The sequence below is a fragment of the Leptotrichia sp. HSP-342 genome, assembly GCF_041199995.1.
Lineage (GTDB): Bacteria > Fusobacteriota > Fusobacteriia > Fusobacteriales > Leptotrichiaceae > Leptotrichia > Leptotrichia mesophila.
This window is the reverse complement of record NZ_CP165646.1, coordinates 564,271-587,289: the sequence shown is the minus strand read 5'-3', so window position 1 is coordinate 587,289 and position 23,019 is coordinate 564,271. Positions and strand designations below refer to the sequence as shown.

Here is a 23,019-nt window from a genome sequence, read left to right as displayed (position 1 = left end):
AAGAATATCTTTTATTCAGTTTAAATCCAAATTTCTTCAACACCGAATTAATTAGAATTAACTTTACTTTTTTAATTTCATAAATTGCAATATTAATTGCGACATTTTACTTATTTAATATTATACTACATTTTTAATATTTTTTCATTCTTAATTTTTGAAAAATTTAGAAAAAATATAAAAAAGGGAGCTATTCCATTTATTCTGAAATAACTCTCCCTTTATAAATCTTTTTTTGAACTTTATTTTAATTAGATTAAAACTTAAATTAGTAGATTGCTCTAAATCCAATTCCACCTCTTAAATTCTTACCTTTTGTATCATAACCAGCATTTACTGTTACACCAAATCTTGTGTTTTCTATTCCTATATTAAGATCGGCTTTTCCACTTCCACGCTTGTCATCCTTCTCGCCTCTTATGTTAAACCAGTCAGCTGTTGTATAACGGACTCTTGCCTTGTTATCAACATCTCCAACCTGTCCCAGTTCATTTTCATAAGCAAGTCCAAGTTTTGCAACAAATCTTGTTCTAAGTGCAAGTGGCTGGCTATACTTAAATTCTACACCAACTTCAGGTTTAATTGAATAATAGTCATTTGATTTAACTTCCAGACGCATTTCACCTATATCCTCTTTTATTCCGCTAAATCCTCCATATTCAAGCTTTAAGCTTCCGTATGGTGAAATACTTATTCTCTGACTTGCTCTAATATTCTTTCTAATTTCATTTTTTATAGTTGTTCCATATGAATGGAAGTTAGATTTAGCTTCAAAGATATCATCAACTACAAGGAATTTTCTCTTAGTTTCTCCATTCCCCACGAATCCTTCTGCTGAAATAGTCCAGTTTAGCCCATTATTATGATCATCTCCAATAGGTATTGATTTATACATTCCAGCTTTTACAATGGATTGCTCTTCTGTTGAACCTCCAATATCGCTAAAGTCGAATTTATTCTTAACTGCTCCTGCATACCATCCACTTGATTCACCCATCCTTATAGTTTCATCTTCATGTACATAGGCAAATCCATAGGCATTATTCTTATAATCAATAACTCCTGCAGTATCAGTCTTGTAGTCTCCTTTCATTCCAAATGCCTTTATTTTATTGGAATTTTTTGACTTCGCATCCCATTCGTTTCTTAAATAGTCAAATTCCTTGTTCAAAAGATTTTCAGTTGAAAATATTCTCTGCTGCACATTTGCATACTGATGTCCCATCATTTCATCATAAGCCTGTGCCAACAGGGCTTCCTCATTATTTCCTATAGTATTCAGCTTGTTGAATATCAGTTTTTCCCTTGAATCAAGAGCATTAGCATCATATCTCTGCTCTAATCCGTCAGCAAAATTAAATTCATTTCCATTTCTTCTTACAAAAGCTGTATAAGGAATTTTTGTCATAAGTACACGTGTAATTTGCTGTGTTGCCGGATTTACTTCAGGTGTTGCCATCCACGTTAGTGAAGCTGAATATGGTGTGAAGTTAAAGATTCCAGCATTTATCTGATCAAGAAACGGCTGCAGTATTTGTCTTCCTATTATTACATCTTTCTTATTTGTAAGTACAGAAAACTCTGTTCCTATCAGAAGATCACTGTTTATTCCAATATCAGTTGCTCCGTCCAGATTAATCGGTCTTGTTCTTCCGAGTGTATCCACATATACTCCAAAATTTGATAATGCATAATTTACTGTTGGAGTTGTATAGTCTATTACTTGAACTTGATTTTCATCTAATATTACTCCGTTTCTTTGGATTGCCAATCTTCCATCAGGCAACTGCACAATTCCCGTTCCTCCAATAGTTTTGCTTGGATCTTTAGGAGCATAGTAATCTTCAGCTCCATTTGATGAAGTTATTTTTCCAGCTCCTGAATTTATCGCAGGTAATGTATTGGCAGGTGTTGCATCATCTCCTATTGGAAGATCATTTCCAGTTACACCTTTTGAATTTCCATCATAACGGACACCATAAGATCTAAGTCCACTAATATTAATATTTCCATAGTTTTTAATCACGGATTTGTTACTTTCTGTACCTTTTATAAGTACCCCATAACTATTATCTGCATCAATGTTTATTGTTCCATAATTTTCCAACGTACTTCCATTTAATACAGCAACTCCCACAAGTCCCTGAACGTTACTGTTACCTACATACGATCCAACTGTAGTTATAGTTCCTGTATTTACAAATGTTGCACCATTATTCGCAAATACTCCCATCATTGTCTGAATTTTGTCAGTTGAAGTCGCTCCAGAAGCATCAAGATAAATATTTCCATTATTTCTTAAAGTTGTGCCGCTCTTATCCCCATACATTCCAATACTTAAATTTCCTGAAACATAAATATCTCTTTCATTTGTTACAGAGGCTCCATCAATAGCCGCCATTCCAATTCCGTAAATAATATTATCTGGATCAGATTTATCAGTTTTTCCTATTTTTATTGTTCCTCTATTTATAGCATTTGATGTCCCTGTTACAAGAATTCCTTGATTTCCAATTCCTTGCGATAAGTCAATTGTTCCGTTATTTAGGATATTTGCTCCATCTTTTCCATATATTGCTATAATTCCATTATTTGTTCCAGATGTAATAGTAGCATTATTTGTAACTTCTGATTTACCTTCAGTATAAATAAATGTTGATTCTTTTCCTAGAGTAACATTTGTTGAAGAAGAATTTGAATAAACATTCGTTCTGCTAAATCCAGGATTTGCAAGAATCACACCGTAAGATTTATCTCCAACAACGAAGTCAGATGTATTATCTGTTATTACTACTCCGTTTGTTCCATAAACTCCTACAGGTTCACTATTCACTTCTGTCGCTGTATGATCTGCTACATTTATTTTTCCGCCTAAATTAGCAGTTCCTCCTTTTTTATACACACCAATTGCCTTATCAGCTACATTTATTTCAGAACTTGCTGTAGTTTCCACATTTCCATCTTCACTAAGTGAGTATATTCCAAACGAAGCTTCATCAACATTTATTTTTCCACTGTTCTTTATATTGATTTTAGAGCCACTTTGTGCATAAATTCCAACTGTAGAATCATTTTTTACAGAAGTTGTGGTCTTATCAACATTTATTGTACCTGTATTTTCAAACGACTGTTCCATGGTACCTTCCAGATATGCTGCAATCGAACGTTTTCCAGTAATATTTATATTTCCATTATTTACAATTGCTTTCACAAATGTCGATTTATTCTGCGAGAAAATTCCAATCGAATCATCACTTGAAAATTCCATATTTGCATTGTTTACTGCATTAGAATTTATTGAAACAATTCCTTTTGCCTTATTAGATATTCCCGTTATTTTTTTACCTGTAATAGTAGCCGATGAATTATCTACATAAATACCTGTAGATCCATTATTCAATATTATCTCATTCCATCCGCTAAATTCAGATACTCCGTTCATATAAATTCCTGTTCCTTTGGAAGTTACGATGATATCATTGTCATTCATTTTTGCCTTACTGTCAATGATGAACAGCATTGGTTCTGAAGATGTTGTCAATGTCCCGCTATTGTTGTAGTTAAGTGTCGCATTATTTTCAAGGTAGGCAAGACTTCCACTGTCTGAAAAGTCATAGTTTCCGCCATTCACATTTATTGTCGAATCATTTCCATATAATGTAAATCCTTTATTTCCAACTTTTACGTCTCCTGTTGTATCAAGAGTAGTCTTATGTTCCACATACATTCCAACCGAAGTTGTTTCCACTTTTCCAGTTACAGTATTCACAATGGAATCTCCAATTGTAATGTTTCCAGTATTTGTAACTTTTGAGGCTCCTGAAGTTGCTGTCTTAGGAGAAACATATATTCCTGCCGAACCTTTATCTAGCGTTATATCTCCATTATTTACAATAGTTATTGCTTTATGACCGTCTGCTGGGGCATTTGTCGCATAAATTCCCACAGATTTCTCTTTACCTGTTATCTCACCTTTATTTTCAACTTTATCAAATCCTACAGAATAAATTGCTGCAGATCCATCTCCAACTTCAATTTTAGAAGTTGCTGCAGTTGTTATTGTCCCAATATTTTTGGTAGTCGATCCGCTGTAGTTTGCAGTTGTCTTGTTATAAATTCCATAGATTCCAGTAGATTTGTCTCCTATAATAATTTCTCCTGTATTAAGTCCTCTTGAAGAATCAAGGTACATCGCAGTACTTGTAACTGCGTTTGAAAGATCAATTTTTCCTTTATTTTCAGCTTCATATCCTGCTGTTCCTACCCAAGTTAACCCAGGATTCTTATTACCATCTGCCATAAGTCCAATAATATTTTTTGAACTTGGTTTGGCTTCAACAGTTACTCCTGATTGTATTATAGCTTCTCCATTAATAACGTGAGAAAGAATATTTCCTGTTTCAAGAGCGTTTCCGTTAGCTATTGTCAAATCACTTGATGTAATTGAGCTTCCTTCTGTTATTCTTGTTCTTTCTACAGAATGTCCATTTGTAACAAGTGTTCCTCCGTTATCATTAATAATTGCACCCTTTTGTCCAAAAATACCTACTCCATCTCCACCAAACTCAATTTTTGCTCCAGACTCAAAGTTGGCAGTTGCTCCACCTGTAACTATGGCACCAACTCCATTTTTACCGTTAAGTTTTATATCAGCTCCGCTTGCAATTGTTACTGTTGAAGCAGATTTACCATCTGTTCCATTTCCAATATAGATTCCTGTTCCAGCTGTAGTTCCATCTCCAATATTCATTGTTCCTGCATAAGTGATGTTACTTTTATTTTCAGCAAACAATCCAACCCCATTTTTACCTGCTGTTATATTCGCAGTCATATTTTTAGCCTGTTGTCCATCAGCATATATTCCGATTGCATAGAAATCATTTGAACCATCGGGACTCAGTACTGAATCTCCAACTTTTATTTCATCTGTATAAGCTGTAATATCAGCATTACCTTTCATAAGAAGTCCGATTATTCCTTTTCCTGTATTACCATTGGCAGTATAGTCAAGTTTAGATGTGTTTGCATCCAGAGTTCCTCCATCAAGATAAACTCCAACTCCATATCCTTTTATCTTTCCGATGTTTCCTCCGTAGAGCTTTCCTGTATCTGTCGCTGTTGTTCCTTTTACATAATAGGCAACCTGATTTTGTGATTTTTCATTCAGATCAATTTCTCCTGTTGATGTATTAGCTTTAGCTTCATCCGAAAGATATACCGCAACAGACGAGTCTGCATCATCACTCAGATTTATTTTCCCTACTTTCTTTATATCAGATTTTGGAGTGTAAATCCCTACTGTGTTCTTTTGCTTTAAATTAATTGTTCCTTCATTTTCCACAGTCGAATCTCCTAAATCTCCTTTATTTTTTGTAAACATTCCTGTAGAGCTTTCAGATTCTATATCAATCGTTCCTGCATTTAGCAGTTTGATAGTTTTTCCTGAAGCGCTTGATGAACCAAACATTCCAACAGAATTCTTAGATGTAGATTTTAATATTATAGTTCCTTTGTTTTTAGCTTCAGCGTCATCTTTAGAAAATATTCCTGTTGATTTTTGTCCATGCAATTTAATATTTTTTTCATTTATTACTTTAGTTCCATTATCAACACCATACATTCCAATTACAGATTCTACTGAATCTGAAGGTCCTTGAATCAATTCATTATTTATAATTTCAGCATTTTTAGTAGCTAGCATTCCAGTACCTTTTTTACCTTTTATAATGATATTTCCGTCATTTACACCTTTTGTGCCTGATTCTGTAACATAGATTCCTGTTGATTTACTATCATTTCCTGAACTAGGTGCTTCTATTGTTATTGTACCATCCAATGTATTGGTCACTTCTGATCCGTTTGTTCCATACATTCCTGTAGCTTCTTCATTAGAAATATTAATTTCATTCTTGTTTTTAGCTACAGATTTATCAGCTAGCATTCCAACAGCCTTTTTCGACTTTAATTCAATTATTCCTTCATTTTCTGCAACTAAGTCTGTCTTTGAAGATTTTCCATTTTTAGCATATATTCCAACAGATTCTTCCATATCGACTTCTATTTTATTTTTATTACTTATTGTCAGCTTTTTAGCGGCTGTGCTTTCAAGCTCCCCGTAGATACCTGCGCTTTTCTTTCCAGTTCCAGTTTTAAGTATAATTTCTCCGCTGTTTTCAATAGTATTATCAGCTTTTGATCCACTCGTAAATTTACCATAAATTCCAGCTGATTCTCCTTTATGAACTGTAATTTTGGCATTTTCAGCATTTACAGCATCACTGTCTTCAAGATATATTCCGGCTGATTTTTCTTCCTTTATTTCTATTTCTTTTTCGTTCGTTACTTTTGATCCTTTGCTTCCATAAATTCCGGCTGATTTCTTATCTTCCATTGTGATAGTTCCAGCATTTTTAACTGTACTTTTCTGAGCTGATATTCCTATGGATTCTTCGGATTTTGCAGTAATATTATCATTGTTGACTACTTCCAGCTTATCCTTGTCATTGTCCTCATCATTTACTGCAAACATTCCTACAGACTGCTTGCTTCCTACGGCAATATTTATATCCTTGTCATTCTGCAATGTCAGTTTGCTAGTTGCACTTTTCTCAACTTCACCGTAAATTCCAACATTCTTCGTTACACTTTCAATTTCAATTGCCCCTTTATTCAGTATTGTGTAATTACTAGTCGATGTTTTAGATAATTTCCCATACATTCCTGCCGATCCGCTAGTTGCTCCTGAAGAACCGTTTATCGTTATTTTCGCATTTTCATCATTCATCGCGTTTGAGTCTAACGCGTACATTCCTGCCGAATCTTCACTTGAAATAACTATGTTTTTTTTATTTGTTATTTCAGAATCATTGCTTCCATACATTCCTGCCGAATTTTTCTTCTTCACATTTATAACGCCTTCATTTTCTCCAATCGCCTTGTCAACAAAAATTCCAACTGTACTATCAACATCCAGATCGATTGTTCCTGTATTTATGGCTTTTCCTTTATTTCTGTCTCCTGAATTATTTTTAATATATATTCCAACAGAACTTTCTTGCCCAACAACTACACTGTTTTTATTATACACTGTTGTTTTTCCTGCTCCAGAACCAAGTTCAGCATATATTCCAGCTGACTGAGTTCCAGGAGGTGTTGCAGTCCCCTTTAAGTTTATTGTTCCTGTATTTTCGATAGTATAGTCCTTATTATCAGTATTTTTTGCAAATATTCCTGCTGATTCCTTACCTTCAACATTTATTGTCCCTTTATTTACAGGTGTAGAATTTTCAGTATAGATTGCAGCTGATTTTTGCCCTTCTACTGTAATAGTTCCACTTGTATTATTTGTTACTGTAGCTCCATTTTTACCAAGCAGTCCGGCAGAGGCACCACCGCTCATCTTAATAGTTCCGTCATTCGTGATAGTTTTTCCATCTGACAGCATTCCGACTGATTTTGAGTCATTTGCTGTATTTTTAAGATGAATAGTTCCAAGATTTTGAAGTACAGACTTAACTGTTCCGTAAATTCCTACAGAAGTTTTTCCTTCCAGCTCTATTTTACCTGCAGCTGCATTAGTAACTTTAGACTGTTTCGCCATTATCCCAATTGCTCCGTCAGCATTTGATGTTGAGACAATGTCCTTTTCATTCGTAACAGCAATCCTGTTGTCATCTCCAGTTTCATTCTGAGCATAAATCCCAATTGAATCCTTTATGCTGATTTCTATCTTGTCTTTATTTTCTACGGTTAAATTTCCTGTAGCTCCTGCTTTTAACTGGGCATAGATTCCCACTCCTTGAGTTTCACTACTTGGAGAAGATACTGTTCCTACATTTATAGTTCCTGAATTTTCAATTTTGTTTGTTTTTGAAAATACACCATAAATTCCGGCCGATTTTCCTTTTTCAGTACTTATAGTTCCTCCTGAAGCATTTGTAACTTGACTGTCATCTGCATAAATTCCGGCTGATTCAGTTTCCTTGGCAGTTATTGTACCTTCATTATTAATTGTAGATTCATTAGCTCCATAAATTCCGGCCGATTTTTCTTTCTCCGTAGTTATAGTTCCCCCTGAAGCATTTTCTATCGTACTTTTATCTCCAAGCATTCCTACAGAAGCTTCATCTTTTGTCTCAATTGTACCTTTATTTTTCAATGTAGAATTTTCTATTCCATAAATCCCAATTGATTTTTTCTCTCCCACAGTAATTGTTCCTGACGCTTCATTTGTTCCTGTAGATGCCTTTAAATAAATACCTACAGCTTCCTCAGTTGCTGTCATATCAATTGTACCTTCATTTTTTATATTGGCTCCATTTAGTCCTGAAACTGTAGTCTTCAAATTAGATTTTATCGTTTTTCCGCTGTTAATTGTAGCAGTACCCTGATTAGATACTAAAAACTGAGCTGTTTCATCAACATTTGAATATGTTGTCATGTCAATATCATCATCAACTTTTACTTTCGATCCTGTATCTCCATAAAGAAGTGTTGATTTAGCACCCATTTTAAGCACTGTCAAGTTAGATAAAGTTCCAGAACTTATAGTTCCTGTTCCTGTAGAGCCAAAATAAGCTAATGCCGCTCCATCTCCAACACTAGTCTTTAAAGCGCTTATGGCAAATCCTGTACCAAACTTATCTGCATCTTCTGCATACAATCCAACCGTACCTTTCCCCAAAGTAAGCTCTGCATTTCCGTTAAATGTTACTGTCTTAGTTGAGGCGGCATCCATGTATACTCCTATTCCTGTATCATTCTTTGTTGAATCTCCAACATTAATTTTCCCAGATACAGTTCCTTGGGAATTCTTTACAAACATAGTAATTCCACCATTTTTAGCCGAAATTACTCCATCAGATGTGTTTGTAAATATTCCATTTTCAGTAAATAGTGCTACTTTTCCACCAGCATCAGTAGAAACAGTACCTTCATTCGTAAACGTTCCACCATCTTGAACTACTGCATGGTGCTTTGTACTTGAAATAGTTTTATTTTTTTTGTTTGTAGCAGTTGAATTTTTTGTATAAAGACCCATAGAATCTTTTCCAGTAGCTGTTATTGAATCATGATTCTCAAATGTCGAACCATTATTAAGCATCACTCCATAACCACTTTCTCCAGTTACAGTAATTGCCCCCTGATTCTTGTTTGTCCCAGTTGTTCCATTGAAATACATTCCAATATTTCCATTCTTTCCTTCAACTTTAATAGCACCTTTATTATCAAATGCTGCAGTTGCTGAATAAACTCCCATATTTCCACCATTTTTACTGCTAATAGTAATAGTTCCACCTTCATTGGACATATTAGTTGCTGAGGTACTACCAACTCTTATTCCCATACTTCCTGTAGAGCCGTCTTTAATGTTTATATTCCCAGCATTTTTTACATTAGAATCTACTTGAGAGTAAAGTCCAAAAGAGTTTTTAGCAGTTATGTTAATTGTACCATTATTAACTGCTCCGCCTTGTATTTTACCAAGTACTGTCATACCTCCTGATTCATTTCCAATTACATCAATTATCCCAGCTCCTCCATTCATAAAACTTGAATCAGGTCCTAAAGCTTTCGTTGTTTTTGAAACAACCATACCATGACTATTATCTCCACTAATCTTTACTTTTCCATTATTAATTGCAATAGTACTTACACTTACACCACTCTGGAAATCACTAGTCGCAAATCCTGCTGAAATATTTCCACTTAAATCAATTTCTCCTTCATTCCGTAATGTATGTTTATTTGTAATACTGCTGCCTGTCCCTTCATCTGTAAACAAAAGGGCTACCTGTAATGATTTATTTCCGCTTATAAGTCCAGTTGTTCCATTTATTCCGGTAACTTGTGGATTATTCCACGTATCTGGCTGTACTTCAATTCCTGCAACTTCTTTAACCTCTAAATATATTTTACCTTTATTTTCAAATGAATATGCAGGATTATCTCTTCCACCTTGACCACTTGGAAGCCCTGGATCTAAAGTTATTGCTCTTCTCTTAGTTACATCAACATACATAACTGTATTCTCACCCGAATAAAAAGAGCCGCTATTAGTCATGTATTCTCCTATTGCATTCTGTTTTCCATTACGATAATCAGGAGCATATTTAGCTGTACTTAATCTATAAACAGGATTCGTTAGATTTGTATTAGCATTCATTGTTCTGACAGCATTTGTTGAATTTCCATATGCTTCCAATTGTGGAACAGCAAAAACTATTGGATTTACTACTGGATTAGGCGGTGTAACACTCGGTGCAGCCGGCTTATTTACACTAATTGCACTAACTGCTGAAACACTCGGAGGTGTTATTGTCAAAGTATTTACTGTAGGCGATGGTGGCGTTATTTCCATGTTCAACTGTGGCGGTGCAATGTTCAGACTGATTGATGGCGTTGACAAATTCATTGTGATATTTGGTGCAGTTACTGTTGGTGGTGTATCAGGTTCCTGTGGATTTGGAACATTGATAGTTACTGGATTCAGTCTAGGCAATGTTAACACAGGTGCTTCCAGAGGCGTGTTAACATTCAAGCTGATTGATGGTCTTACTACTTCCCTTGGCATATCAATCTGTGGTGTAATTGTTATTTCTTCTTTTAAAACAGATTTTGGACGTACATTTGCCATTATTTGAATTTCTACTTCTGGCTCTTGAACATGTAATAATGAAGCTAACCCATAAGATGTTGATCCTACAGATGATGAATTAATTGATGGATTTACAGCTCTTCTTCTATTTGACAAAGCTCCAGTTTCTCCCCAGTTTCCACGTCTATAAATTCCCTCAAAAGGATATTTTGAAGCCTTATCTCCTCTTCCTTTGTAAGCTCCATTATTCTTTGACATAAAAGTATTTGATCCAAATTGCCATGATTCCCATTTTGATTTTACAACATGGTCTCCCTGTTCCATCAGCTGAATTAATTCCAGATTCAATTCTTCTATCGTTTCTTCATTTTCTTTTTTAGCTTTCTTTATGGCGGTACGTGTTTTGTCAGCTGACATTATAAGCTCTTTGTTTGCACGTTCATAAAGCACATTTGAAGATGTATTCACTCCAATTGAAAAAGTTATCATCCCCGTTATTAGATACGTGAATAGCAACGATTCCGTGTACTTCACATTCTTAGCCCTTTTAGCAAAGGCTTTTAAATCTTTTTTTGCCTGTTTTAAATTGTTACTCATACTCTAAATTCTCCTTTTTATATTTTTCTTTTTTCAATTTTAGATAACCAATCAGCTTTTATTCATACTAATTATCTATTTTCTAAATTTTAAATCTTTATTACTCTGTAATAATTACAATTTTTTCACTATCCATAATTATAGCCAATCATATCTAAAACTGTTATTTTCTCAATACCATTAAATATATAAATTTATGATATTTTTAAACTGATTGGCTTCTAAATTATGTTATTTAATTTTTTGCTAATAAAACTACCTTAAAATCAAATTCAAAAACTATTCTATTCAAATCCTAAAACTACTTTACTATTTAGATTTTAAAGGAGTCTAAATACACTTCAAATCAAAAATTTGAAATTATTTTTCGTAGTATTATAACATTTTTTTATTTCCATTACAACAAAAAAATCTCTCTTTTTTATATAAATTTAGAGAGATTTATTTAAATATACTGTTTTTATATTGTCTTTAAAATTATTTTTTAATTATAAAACTATTATTTTATAATTAATGTGCTTCCATCCATTTCAGCTGGTTTTTCTAATCCTAATAAATCAAGCATTGTTGGAGTAATATCAGCTAGTTTTCCATCTGTTCTCAATTTTGCGTCCTTCATATCGTTTGTAATGAAAATGAATGGAACTGGATTTACAGTGTGTGCTGTATGAGGCTCTTTAGTTTCAGGATTTACTAATAAGTCAGCATTTCCGTGATCTGCTGTAATTAATACCGCACCATCTAATTCTAATACTTTTCTTACAATTTGTCCTGTACAGTTATCTACTGCTTGACAAGCTTGAATAACAGCATCAACATTTCCTGTATGTCCAACCATATCAGGATTTGCGAAGTTTAATACAACTGTGTCAACTTTTCCAGTATTTAATTCTTTAATTAGGTTTTCTTTAACTTCATAAGCACTCATTTCAGGCTGTAAATCATAAGTTGCAACTTTTGGTGAATCAGACAGCAATCTAATTTCTCCTGGATATGGCTCCTCTTTTCCACCATTGAAGAAGAATGTAACGTGTGCATATTTTTCAGTTTCTGCTGTTCTTACTTGAATTAATCCAGCTTTTGATACAACTTCCCCAAATCCATTTATAATTGTTTCAGGCGGGAATGCCACTGGTGAACTAAATGTTGCATCATATTGAGCCATTGTAGCAAAGTTTACTTTAGGATAAACTTTTCTTGTAAATCCAGTAAACTCAGGGTCAACAAATGTTCTAGTTAATTGTCTAGCTCTATCAGGTCTAAAGTTTGCAAAAATTACACCATCTCCATCTTTAATTAAGCCATTGTCTTTTGAACCAATTTTAACAGGTTTTACAAATTCATCTGTAATTCCTTCTGCATAAGAATTTCTGATTGCCTCATCAGCAGTAGCTGCCAAGTTTCCTTCCCCAGAAGTTAGGGCATTGTAGGCAAGTTCCACTCTATCCCAGTTATTATCTCTATCCATTGCATAATATCTTCCAACAACTGTAGCAATTTTTCCTACACCAAGTTCATCCAATGCTTTTTGCAATTGTGCCAAGTACTCTACTCCACTTTCAGGGGCAGTATCTCTTCCATCCATAATCGCATGAACATAAACTTCTGTAAGTCCTTTTTTCTTAGCCATATCAACTAACCCAATTAAGTGGTCAATGTGGCAGTGAACTCCACCATCAGAAGTTAATCCTGTAATATGTAAAGCTTTTCCATTAGCTTTTGTAGTTTCCATAATATCTGATAACACTTTATTTTCTAAAATTGTACCTTCTTTAATAGCTTTTGAGATTTTTGGCAACATTTGGTAAACTACTCTTCCAGCACCAATATTTGTATGCCCAACTTCAGAATTTCCAAACTGTCCTTCAGGCAGCCCAACAAATTCTCCATCTGCTCTCAATTCAGTATGAGGGTATTCTTTAAGATAATTGTTAAAATTAACTGGATGAGCCAATTTTACTCCATCAACTTCATTATCATGATGATTCATCCCCCATCCATCCAAAATTATTAAAACTACTGGTCTTTTTTTCATAATCTTTCTTCCTTCCATTTTTTAAATAACTTTCTTTTCCTATGTCTATTATACAGATTTTTTCTAAATTTATCAAGGAATTTGAATAAAAAATTTCTCTTTCTTTTTTTATATACCTATTGAAAAAATTATTCTTTATATCTTGATTTTTATTGAAAAAAATGATAATATATTGTGTAATTTGCAATATATTTAACTATATAGCAATTTATTTTATAAGTAAAACTATTGAAAGGAGAAATAAATGGCACACTCAAAATCATCTAAAAAAAGAGTTTTTATTGGTGAAAGAAATGCAGCTAGAAATCAAGCTATCAGAAGCAGAACTAGAACTTTCGTAAAAAAAGTGCTTGCCGCTGTTGAAGCTAAAAATGTCGACGAAGCTAAATCAGCATTACAAGTAGCATATAAAGAATTAGATAAAGCTGTAACAAAAGGTGTTATTAAGAAAAACACTGCATCAAGAAAAAAATCTAGATTAACATTAAAAGTTAATTCATTGGCAAATTAATTTTTTGCTACTGATTGATTTTAAAAAAATTTTTTTAAGATTAACAAAAATAAAAGACTATCACAATCTAAGGATAGTCTTTTTTGTTATACAACTTGGACTATACCCCAAATTTTGGACTACTTTTAAAAACATAGATTATCCTTTCTTTAAACAGAATTTAATATAAAAACTCTTATAAAATAAAAAAGAGAGTGTCTAAATGCACCCTCTTCCATTATTTTCTGAGAATAATCAATTTGTATTAAAACTTAATTTTACAATAAATTTTATTTCTCTACTTTTTCCGCCTCATCTTTCTTCTTTAAATCTTTATCTCTTTCCTTATCTTCCTCCTGTTTTACTCCCCACGCTTCAGGCTTAGGCACGCAAATTGGACGTCCTTCTGGCAGCATATCCCATATCTTTTTTAATATTCCCATTAGAAATACACCTCTTTTATGTTTACTTTCAAATTTTATTCGTATTCTTTAATTTTTTTGTTGAAGTTCTATCAGTTGCAGTTAAAATAGCTTTTAAGCAATCTAATTATAAATCAATTATTCAAATATCTTGGTTCGATGTTTATATTTGGATTTCTAAAATTATTTTTTTCTAAATAATGAGCAAATTTCCATAATTAACATTTCAACTCCTGTTTCCATTTCTATTTTACCAGTCTTTATATCTTTTTCGATTTCCCAGCATCTAAAAACTAATTTTTTTAAACTGGCATTTGTGTAGTTTTGTTCGAGTTCTATTTTTTTGAAAATTACATAGGAATTGGGGATTCTGTTATTGGATTTAAAAATTTCCTTTATTTCTTCAAATTCAATTTTAAAAGTGTTGTAATTTTTACTGAATTTTCGCCCTTTCACTTTTAACGAGCTTATTTTGTACATTATTTCAAGTTCATTGTAAAGAGAATACAAGATTCCCATATATTCTTTTTTTTGCTCCAAGTATCTCATTACATCCGCTGGGTTGTTTAACAATATGTTTCGGGTCATTTCATAAATTTGATAATCTTTTTCAATAGATACAATATTTTTAATTTTTTCAATATCAAACTTTTCTCCATCCAGAAAAATCTTAATTTTTGCAACTTCATTTCTGACCTTAAACGGATTGCTCCCTATCATTTCAAGAAGCATTGCCACATCCCTTGCGTTTATATCCAGTTCATTTACAACATAAGCCCGTATTTCCTCTTCTGTTTCCTTCTGAAATAAAAAAACTTCCATTTGCTTATTTTTACTAAATTCATCCAGCAGCTTTTTTAATTTTACTCCAAATTTCCCATCTTCCTTGTCATAATCAATAATAATTTCCTTATTTACTATCTCAAGATTTGCTATGTATTTCAAAATTTCCTCAATATTTTTAAGCTTTTCTGCTCTTTTCAATACAACCAGTTCCTGACTTGAAAATATGGAATTAATATTTATTTTTTCCAAAAATTTTTCATTTTCCTTCAAATCCACATCAAAAAAACTTTCACTAATTCCAACATTTTCTTTCCGAATTTTCTCCAAAAGTTCAAAATATTTAAATTCTCTTTGCTTTTTTCCTCCAATAAAATAAATCATTTATTTCCTCACGTCTATAATTATTTTTTATTTCTTGAGAAAATTATATCAAATTTTTTGTATAATTTGAACTTTAAAACAAAAAACAAATAAAATTTGTAAAAATTATATTCTATATTTTTCTCTTATTTGATTTTTATATGTTTCAGCCTGAGTTCCATACACTACTTGAATTCCTTTTCCAGAACGAATTACACCTTTTGCCTGCAATTCTTTCCATCTCGCATCATTAGCAACTATAGAAGCATCTTTTACAGTAACTCTAAGTCTTGTAATGCAGGCATCTATATTTTCTATATTTTCTGCTCCTCCTAATGAAACTACTATATTGTCTATAAGTTCTGTATTTTCTTTAGCTTCGTTATAGTCTTTTCTTGTGTAAAGTTTATTTTCAGAATCTCCTCTACCTGGTGTAAGAATGTTAAATTTCAAAATTAATGTTTTGAACACAAAGTAATATACAAGTGCATATACAGGGCCTAATATTAGTATCCAGTAATATGAAGTCTTTGCATTTCCTTGTAAAAGTCCAAAGAAAGTAAAATCTATAATTCCTCTTGAGAATGTAATTCCTACTGCCACATTAAGCACATACATCAGCATATAGGCAAGTCCTTCAAGCACTGCATGAATTACGTATAATACAGGTGCTACAAATAAGAAAGTAAATTCTATCGGTTCAGTTATTCCTGTAAGGAATGATGTCAATGCGGCTGATAGCAATATTCCTTTTATAGCCGCTTTATTCTTGTCATCTGCAGTTCTGTACATTGCAAGAGCTGCTGCAGGTAATCCAAACATCATAGGTAAAAATCCACCTGTCATTGTTTTTGTCGCCGCTGCACTAAAATGTTTTACTGACGGATCTGCAAGCTGTGCAAAGAATATATTTTGCCCTCCTGCTACCATCTGTCCTCCCACTTCCTGATAACCTCCAAGCTGAGTATACCAGAACAGAGGATATATCGCATGATGCAATCCAAATACATTTAACAATCTCATTGTAAATCCATAGAAGAATGTTCCTATAGCCCCTGTAGCTGCAAACATTTCTCCAGCTTTCACAATTCCCATAAAGATTGTAGGCCAAACAAACGGAAATATTGCTGCCAAAGGAATAAATAAAATAATTGTCATAACTGGCACAAATCTATTTCCGCTGAAAAATGCCAAATAATCAGGTAATTTTTTATCTGAAAACTTGTTTGTAATTGCCGAAGCCACAATACCACATACGATACCACCAAACACACCTGTCTGTAATGTAAATATTCCAAGTTCTTTTGCATACAATGCCGCTGTTCCTCTTGCCGCAGCTTCACTCAACCCTTTTCCAATAAGAGCATCATAAGTTACTGAATCAGGAGTTATCCCTTTAAAACTCAAAATTGTCCCTATTATAGTGTGAAAAAGCAAAAATCCTAAAACAGCCGATAAAGCGGCAGTTTCTTTATTTTTATTCGCAAGCCCTATAGCTACACCAACCGCAAACAGTAAAGGTAAATTTGCAAAAACAAACAACCCTACATTAGAAAACAGCTGCATAAGATAATTTAACGGCGTTCCCGGTTCAAGAAAAGTTAAATTATATGTTTTTATAAGGACAGGATTCGTAAAAGAACCTCCCACCCCTAAAAGTATTCCCGCCATTGGCAATACTGCGATAGGTAACATAAAAGCCCTACCTATTTTCTGTAATACTGCAAAAATTCCATTATTTTTCATAGCATATACCATATATTGAAACCATTTAAAATATTATATTTCCTCCTCTCTTTGTTATTTTCTAAAACAGTTTCAATAATTTCCTTTCTATAATATTTATTTTTAATTACTAATTTTTATTTCTCAATTCCCCTAACAAATCTTTGAGCAATTTCAAGAGGTCTTGTTATAGCTCCTCCGACAACTACTGCAAATGCACCCAATTCCAGCATTTTTTTTGCCTGCTTCGGCTCGTGTATTTTTCCTTCTGCTATTATTGGAATACGAAGTGTTTTAGCAAGATTTTCTACTAATTCAAAGTCAGGCCCTTCTGATTTTTTACTATAGGGAGTATAGCCACTAAGTGTTGTTCCTACAAAATCTACACCAGCTTTCTCAGCATTCACACCTTCTTCAAATGTTGAAATATCTGCCATTAATAGCACATCAGGATATTTTTCCCTAATTTTTTTTATAAATTCATTTATTGTTTTTGCTTCAGGACGTTCTCTCATTGTACAGTCTAGTGCAATTATATCGGCTTTAGCTTTCACTAAATCATCTATTTCCTTCATCGTTACAGTTATATGCTGAGGAAATCCTTCATATTGCTTTTTGATTAATCCTATAACAGGTAAATCTAAGTTTTTTTTGATTTCTTCAATATCTCTTATTCCATTAGTTCTTATTCCCGCAGCTCCAGCCTGTTCTGCCGCAATAGCCATAAGATGCATTATAGTCCCATTTTCTATATAAAGAGGTTCTCCAGGCAATGCCTGGCACGAAACAATCAATTTCCCTTTTAATTTTTCCAATAATTTTTCTTTACTCATAATTACACCTTCTTTTATCTTTCAATTAATCTTTCTTATATTCCTATGTTACCCCATTTTTTCAATTTGTCAATAGAAAAGCTTTTTAATTTTTTATTATAAAAAAAATTTTTTTTTAATCTTTTTCAAATTATATTTGAACTCTTTTATCTATCAAAATAATACTATTTCCTGTTTAAATAATGAAATTATTACAAACTTTTCTAATAAAGGGTATATTTAAAATAGTTAAAATATAATTTTCATTTTTCAATCAGATTCTAGTATAAATAACCCGTCGGAACATTTTTCTGTGCTGACAAAACTGTCTGAGTATAGCGAGTTTTTTTTCAGTGCAGAAAAATGTGGTAGACTAGCCATAGGTTATTGCGTAGCAATCTTGCCAAATATTTTGATTATCAGGATAAACCTTTACTGCAAGATAAGGTTTTGCGGCAATGAGCAATCCTACGAGAATAAAAAGAAAAAACATAATAGTATGAAAAAATATTTATTAATCAAAATATATAAAAAATAATTTACTTGAATAACTATAAATTAACCTATTATAAAAATTTTAAATCAAATTTAGTATAAAACTATTTTTTTCAAGATTATATTATTACAATATATGTAATTTAAAAATTTTCAAAAAAAAAGACTGGACATTTTGTCCAGTCCCATATATCCTATTTTTGTTCCACATCTTTATCTTTTTTAGCAAGTTCCGAAAATGCTGTAACCATTCCAGCCAGATTTTGTAACTCGCTTGGAATAATGATTTTTGTTGATTTTCCATCTGCTACTTTTTCAAATGTTTCCATTCCTTTTAATGACAATACCTCTTTTGTTGGTGCAGCTTCGTTTAACAGTTTCAATGCTTCTGCTTGTGCTTTTTGAATTGATAAGATTGCTTCTGCACGCCCTTCTGCTTCTTTTATCTGCTGTTCTTTTTTAGCTTCTGCTCTTAAAATTGCAGCCTGTTTTTCTCCTTCTGCAACCAAGATTGCCGCTTCCCTTTTTGCTTGTGCTTCCAGAATGTTTGCCCTTTTTTCACGTTCTGCCTTCATTTCCTTTTCCATTGCTACACGAATGTCAGCTGGCGGCAAGATGCTTTTCAATTCCACACGGTTTACTTTTATTCCCCAAGGATCTGTGGCATCATCCAGTTCTTGACGCATTTTTGTGTTGATAATATCTCTTGAAGTCAATGTCTGATCAACTGTCATATCTCCAATAATATTTCTCAAAGTTGTCGCTGTCAAATTTTCAATTGCTGAAAGTGGACGCTCTACTCCATAAGTATACAGCTTTGGATCAGTTATCTGAAAATAAACAACTGTATCAATTTGCATTGTGGCGTTATCCTTTGTAATAACAGGCTGAGGCGGAAAATCCACAACTTGTTCTTTTAAAGAAACGCTTCTTGCAACCCTGTCAAAAAATGGATTCAGAAAACTAAGTCCTGAATTTAAAGATCTATCGTATTTTCCCAATTTTTCAATTATAAGTACACGTGATTCCGGTACAATCTTTATTGATTTAAAAATGTAAATTAACGCTATTACAATAAGAATAACTATTAATGGTAAAGTCCAGTACATAATAATATTACCTCCTATTTTTATTTAAAAAATTATTACTTTCTTTCAAGAATTATCTTGTTGCCTTTAAAACCTTTAATTTTAACAATTTCTCCATTTGACAATATTTCCTCGCTTACTCCTGTCCAAATGGATCCTTTAAATTTTACTTCATATTCCTTTTCAGCTTGTTTAGTATCGACTACTTTTTCAATTTTTACATCAGTCCCTTTCATGCTCGCATCAAAATTTGTCTTTCTTTGCGATTCAATGTATTTTCTCAAGACTGGACGTGTAAATATTAGGAAAATTACCGAAAGTACAGCGAATATTAAAAACTGTATTAGCGAATCTTCTATAAAATTTGCAAGAAACATTACAATTAAAGCTGAAAGTGCAAACCAAATTGTTACAAGCCCTGGAATAATTATTTCCAGAATTGCTGTTATTCCTGACAAAATTGCCCAAAATAATGCTCCCATTTTTCTCTCTCCTTTTTTTCTGATAAATACTTCAGCTACAAAATCTTAAAGTCCTGAAACACCTACTCCAACATGAATCGAATTTGTCCCTTTTCCAGTACTGCTGCAAGCCGCAAGCGTGAACAAAATCATAATCAAAATAATTAGTTTTTTCATTTTATCTCACCTCTTAAAAAATTTTTTCCATTTAGTTGGCTTAAAATCTAGAAATAAACTCCAACTCCACCATGCAATCCACCTGGTCCAACACCTACATTAGCTGATAAGCACGAACTTAAAGCTAAAGCCAATAAGACCAATATCAAAAGCTTTCTCATATTTCCTCCATTTTAAATTTATTTTGTTTAATGTATTTTACAATTATAATCTTAATTTTTCAAGTTTTTTATTCATTAAACTTGTTTAATAACTTAAATCCTGATGTTATTTATACAAATTCATCGATTCTTTAAATTTAGCAATTTTGTTTTCAAGTTCTTCTTTTATTCTTCTTTCTTTTTCCACAGCTTCAGGTTTTGCCCTGTTTACAAAACTTTCATTAGATAATTTTTTCAATACTTTATCCAGTTCAACTTGAGCTTTTTCAATGCTTTTCTCCAATTTTTCAATTTCCTTGTCTAAGTCAATTAACTCTGCTAAAGGAACAAAAATCTCAGTTGTGTCAACTAGTCTAAATCCTACAAGTTTTGGAATTTCCACATTAAATTCATATTTTTCAACATTTGCCAGTTTATCCAGTATTTTGGCATTATTTTGTAAAATATTTCTTGCATTTTCATCAGCTGTCTTGAAAATAACTTCAATTTTCTTAGATGGGGAAACATTTGCTTCTCCACGGATATTTCTAATTGCCGAAATAATTTCCTTCAGATAGTCAAATTCCTTTTCAGCATCAATATTTATAAACTCTTTTTCTTCTTCTGGAAAATCTGATAACATAATTGTTTCTTCACCAGTTTGTAATTTTTGCCAAATTTCCTCAGTAATAAACGGCATAAATGGATGCAGCATTTTAAGCCCTTTATCAAGAACATGCCTTAACACCCATTGTGCCACAACTTTATCACTGCCTTCCTGTCCATAGACACGTGTTTTGGCAATTTCTACATACCAGTCACAGAAATCTCCACGGAAAAATTCGTATGCCAATTTTGCAGCAGCGTCCAGTTCATATTTTTCCATATTTTCATTAATTAATTTTGAAGCAGTCTGCAATTTGGATAAAATCCATTTATCTTCAAGTTTAAATTCCGAATTATCCACAGTTGTTGAAACATCAAAATCTTCCAGATTTGACAATACAAACCTTGATGCATTCCATACTTTATTTGCAAAAGCTGAACCCATTTCAAGCAGTTTTTCTGAAAAATGGATGTCCTGCCCTTGTGAAGTATTGTATAAAAAGCTGAATCTTATTGCATCTGCACCGTATTTTGCTATCAAGTCAAGGGGATCAGGCGAATTTCCTAGAGATTTACTCATTTTTCTACCTTTTTCATCCCGTATAATTCCGTGCAGATAAACATAATTAAATGGTATTTCATCTTTTATATAAAGGCTCATCATTACCATTCTTGCTACCCAGAAAAATAAAATATCTGCTCCTGTAACAAGTGCATTTGTTGGAAAGAATTTTTTCAGATCTTCAGTTTCATTTGGCCAGCCCAATGTTGAAAATGGCCATAATGCTGACGAAAACCAAGTATCAAGCACATCTGTTTCTTCCGTCAAGTTCACATCTTTTTCAAATTTTTCACGTGCCTGCACTTTTGCCTCTTCCAGACTTTTTGCCACAAAAACTGTTCCATCTTCTGAATAATAGGCAGGTATTCTGTGTCCCCACCAGATTTGACGCGAAATTGTCCAGTCTCTTATGTTTTCCAGCCAGTTGTAATAAACTTTTTCCCATCTTTTTGGCGTAATTTGAATTTTTCCATTTTTTACAACTTCCAATGCTCTTTTTGCAAGCGGCTCCATTTTTACAAACCATTGCGTAGAAACTCTTGGCTCAATAATCGAATTACATCTGTAGCAATGCCCCACAGCATTCTTATGATCTTTTACTCCGACTAGCAGTCCCTGCTCTTCTAAATCAGCAAGTATAGCCTTTCTAGCTGCAAATCTTTCTAGCCCTTGATATTTCCCACCATTTTCATTTACATGCGCATCTTCTGTAAAAATATTTAAAAATGCAAGTCCAGTCCTTTTTGCCACTTCAAAGTCGTTAGGATCGTGTGAAGGAGTCATCTTAACTACCCCAGTCCCAAATTCCATATCCACATATTCATCTGCCACAATTGGAATTTCTCTGTTCATAAGAGGCAAAATTACAGTTTTTCCAATCAGATGCTTGTATCTTTCATCATTTGGATTTACTGCAACCCCTGTATCTCCAAGCATTGTTTCAGGACGAGTCGTAGCAATTACAAATTCCTCATCACTATCTTTAATCGGATATCTAATTTCCCAGATTTTTCCATTTTTATCCTCATGATTTACCTCATCATCAGCAAGTGCTGTCTTATCGTGCGGACACCAGTTTACAATGTATTCTCCACGATAAATAAGCCCATCATTGTAAAGTTTGATAAACACTTCCTTTACAGCTTCCGAAAGCCCTTCATCCATAGTAAATCTCTCTCTTGTCCAGTCCAGCGAAACTCCCAGTTTTCTAAGCTGCTTTGTAATCAACCCGCCATGTTTTTCCTTCCATTCCCAAGTTCTTCTCAAGAACTCATCATATCCAATTTCCTCTTTGGAAGTTCCTTCATCAGCCAGCATTCTCTCAACTTTATTTTGTGTAGCAATCCCGGCATGATCCATTCCTGGAATCCAAAGTGTATCAAATCCGCTCATTCTCTTATATCTAATAATTGCATCCTGTATTGAATTATTAAGCATATGACCCATATGTAAAATCCCTGTAACATTTGGTGGTGGAATAGCAATTGAATATCCTGGTTTTTCTGAATTGTGCTGTGCATTAAAATATCCTTTTTCTTCCCATATTTTATACCATTTATCTTCTATCTCATTTGGTGAATAAACTTTATTCAGTTCATTTGGCATTATTTTTCCTCCTGTTTTAATTATATATAGTTTTTATTAAATTTTTTTATTTCATGAATCC

At 33.0% G+C, this 23,019-nt stretch carries 11 protein-coding genes; 1 reads left to right on the top strand and 10 read right to left on the bottom strand.

The features are described 5' to 3' along the window. Positions 1–268 precede the first annotated feature (268 nt). Both AB8B23_RS02820 and gpmI read right to left on the bottom strand, forming a co-directional pair. A complete protein-coding gene (locus tag AB8B23_RS02820) occupies positions 269–11,194 on the bottom strand; it encodes an autotransporter-associated N-terminal domain-containing protein (protein ID WP_369713307.1) in 10,926 nt (3,641 codons plus the stop codon). Positions 11,195–11,693: 499 nt separating this feature from the next. Next, positions 11,694–13,229: a 2,3-bisphosphoglycerate-independent phosphoglycerate mutase gene (gene gpmI / locus AB8B23_RS02815; protein ID WP_369713306.1), complete on the bottom strand. Its 1,536-nt coding sequence runs from the start codon at positions 13,227–13,229 to the stop codon at positions 11,694–11,696. 244 nt (positions 13,230–13,473) lie between these two features. Between gpmI and rpsT the strand changes: the two genes are divergently transcribed. After that, positions 13,474–13,740 carry a 30S ribosomal protein S20 gene (gene rpsT / locus AB8B23_RS02810; RefSeq protein ID WP_006804906.1) on the top strand — a complete coding sequence of 89 codons (267 nt, stop codon included), beginning with the start codon at positions 13,474–13,476 and terminating at the stop codon, positions 13,738–13,740. A gap of 269 nt (positions 13,741–14,009) precedes the next feature. On the opposite strand, the gene AB8B23_RS02805 is transcribed toward rpsT, so the two are convergent. The 8 genes from AB8B23_RS02805 to AB8B23_RS02770 all read right to left on the bottom strand — a co-directional run bounded on the left by AB8B23_RS02805 (position 14,010) and on the right by AB8B23_RS02770 (position 22,958). Beyond that, entirely contained in the window at positions 14,010–14,162 is a 153-nt protein-coding gene (locus AB8B23_RS02805) for a hypothetical protein (protein WP_369713305.1), read from the bottom strand. 162 nt (positions 14,163–14,324) lie between these two features. Beyond that, positions 14,325–15,308, bottom strand: a complete 984-nt coding sequence (gene holA / locus AB8B23_RS02800; protein ID WP_369713304.1) for a DNA polymerase III subunit delta — start codon at positions 15,306–15,308, stop codon at positions 14,325–14,327. A 105-nt stretch (positions 15,309–15,413) separates the two neighbouring features. Next, the gene (locus AB8B23_RS02795; RefSeq protein ID WP_369713303.1) at positions 15,414–17,033 is read right to left on the bottom strand and encodes a PTS transporter subunit EIIC; all 1,620 of its coding nucleotides are present in this window, start codon (positions 17,031–17,033) and stop codon (positions 15,414–15,416) included. A gap of 116 nt (positions 17,034–17,149) precedes the next feature. Further along, the gene (locus AB8B23_RS02790; RefSeq protein WP_369713302.1) at positions 17,150–17,845 is read right to left on the bottom strand and encodes an N-acetylmannosamine-6-phosphate 2-epimerase; all 696 of its coding nucleotides are present in this window, start codon (positions 17,843–17,845) and stop codon (positions 17,150–17,152) included. A gap of 668 nt (positions 17,846–18,513) precedes the next feature. Further along, positions 18,514–19,428, bottom strand: coding sequence for an SPFH domain-containing protein (locus tag AB8B23_RS02785; protein WP_021743309.1), 915 nt, complete (start codon positions 19,426–19,428; stop codon positions 18,514–18,516). Positions 19,429–19,463: 35 nt separating this feature from the next. Then, the gene (locus tag AB8B23_RS02780) at positions 19,464–19,889 is read right to left on the bottom strand and encodes an NfeD family protein (protein WP_147005889.1); all 426 of its coding nucleotides are present in this window, start codon (positions 19,887–19,889) and stop codon (positions 19,464–19,466) included. 45 nt (positions 19,890–19,934) lie between these two features. Further along, positions 19,935–20,045 carry a lipoprotein gene (locus AB8B23_RS02775; protein WP_172618798.1) on the bottom strand — a complete coding sequence of 37 codons (111 nt, stop codon included), beginning with the start codon at positions 20,043–20,045 and terminating at the stop codon, positions 19,935–19,937. 267 nt (positions 20,046–20,312) lie between these two features. Further along, positions 20,313–22,958: a valine--tRNA ligase gene (locus AB8B23_RS02770; protein ID WP_369713301.1), complete on the bottom strand. Its 2,646-nt coding sequence runs from the start codon at positions 22,956–22,958 to the stop codon at positions 20,313–20,315. Positions 22,959–23,019: the final 61 nt, after the last annotated feature.

Coding starts and splice junctions, on each gene's coding strand:
- AB8B23_RS02820 (WP_369713307.1), bottom strand. CDS start 11,194: ATGAGTAACAATTTAAAACAGGCAAAAAAAGATTTAAAAGCCTTTGCT.
- gpmI (WP_369713306.1), bottom strand. CDS start 13,229: ATGAAAAAAAGACCAGTAGTTTTAATAATTTTGGATGGATGGGGGATG.
- rpsT (WP_006804906.1), top strand. CDS start 13,474: ATGGCACACTCAAAATCATCTAAAAAAAGAGTTTTTATTGGTGAAAGA.
- AB8B23_RS02805 (WP_369713305.1), bottom strand. CDS start 14,162: ATGGGAATATTAAAAAAGATATGGGATATGCTGCCAGAAGGACGTCCA.
- holA (WP_369713304.1), bottom strand. CDS start 15,308: ATGATTTATTTTATTGGAGGAAAAAAGCAAAGAGAATTTAAATATTTT.
- AB8B23_RS02795 (WP_369713303.1), bottom strand. CDS start 17,033: ATGAAAAATAATGGAATTTTTGCAGTATTACAGAAAATAGGTAGGGCT.
- AB8B23_RS02790 (WP_369713302.1), bottom strand. CDS start 17,845: ATGAGTAAAGAAAAATTATTGGAAAAATTAAAAGGGAAATTGATTGTT.
- AB8B23_RS02785 (WP_021743309.1), bottom strand. CDS start 19,428: ATGTACTGGACTTTACCATTAATAGTTATTCTTATTGTAATAGCGTTA.
- AB8B23_RS02780 (WP_147005889.1), bottom strand. CDS start 19,889: ATGGGAGCATTATTTTGGGCAATTTTGTCAGGAATAACAGCAATTCTG.
- AB8B23_RS02775 (WP_172618798.1), bottom strand. CDS start 20,045: ATGAAAAAACTAATTATTTTGATTATGATTTTGTTCACGCTTGCGGCT.
- AB8B23_RS02770 (WP_369713301.1), bottom strand. CDS start 22,958: ATGCCAAATGAACTGAATAAAGTTTATTCACCAAATGAGATAGAAGAT.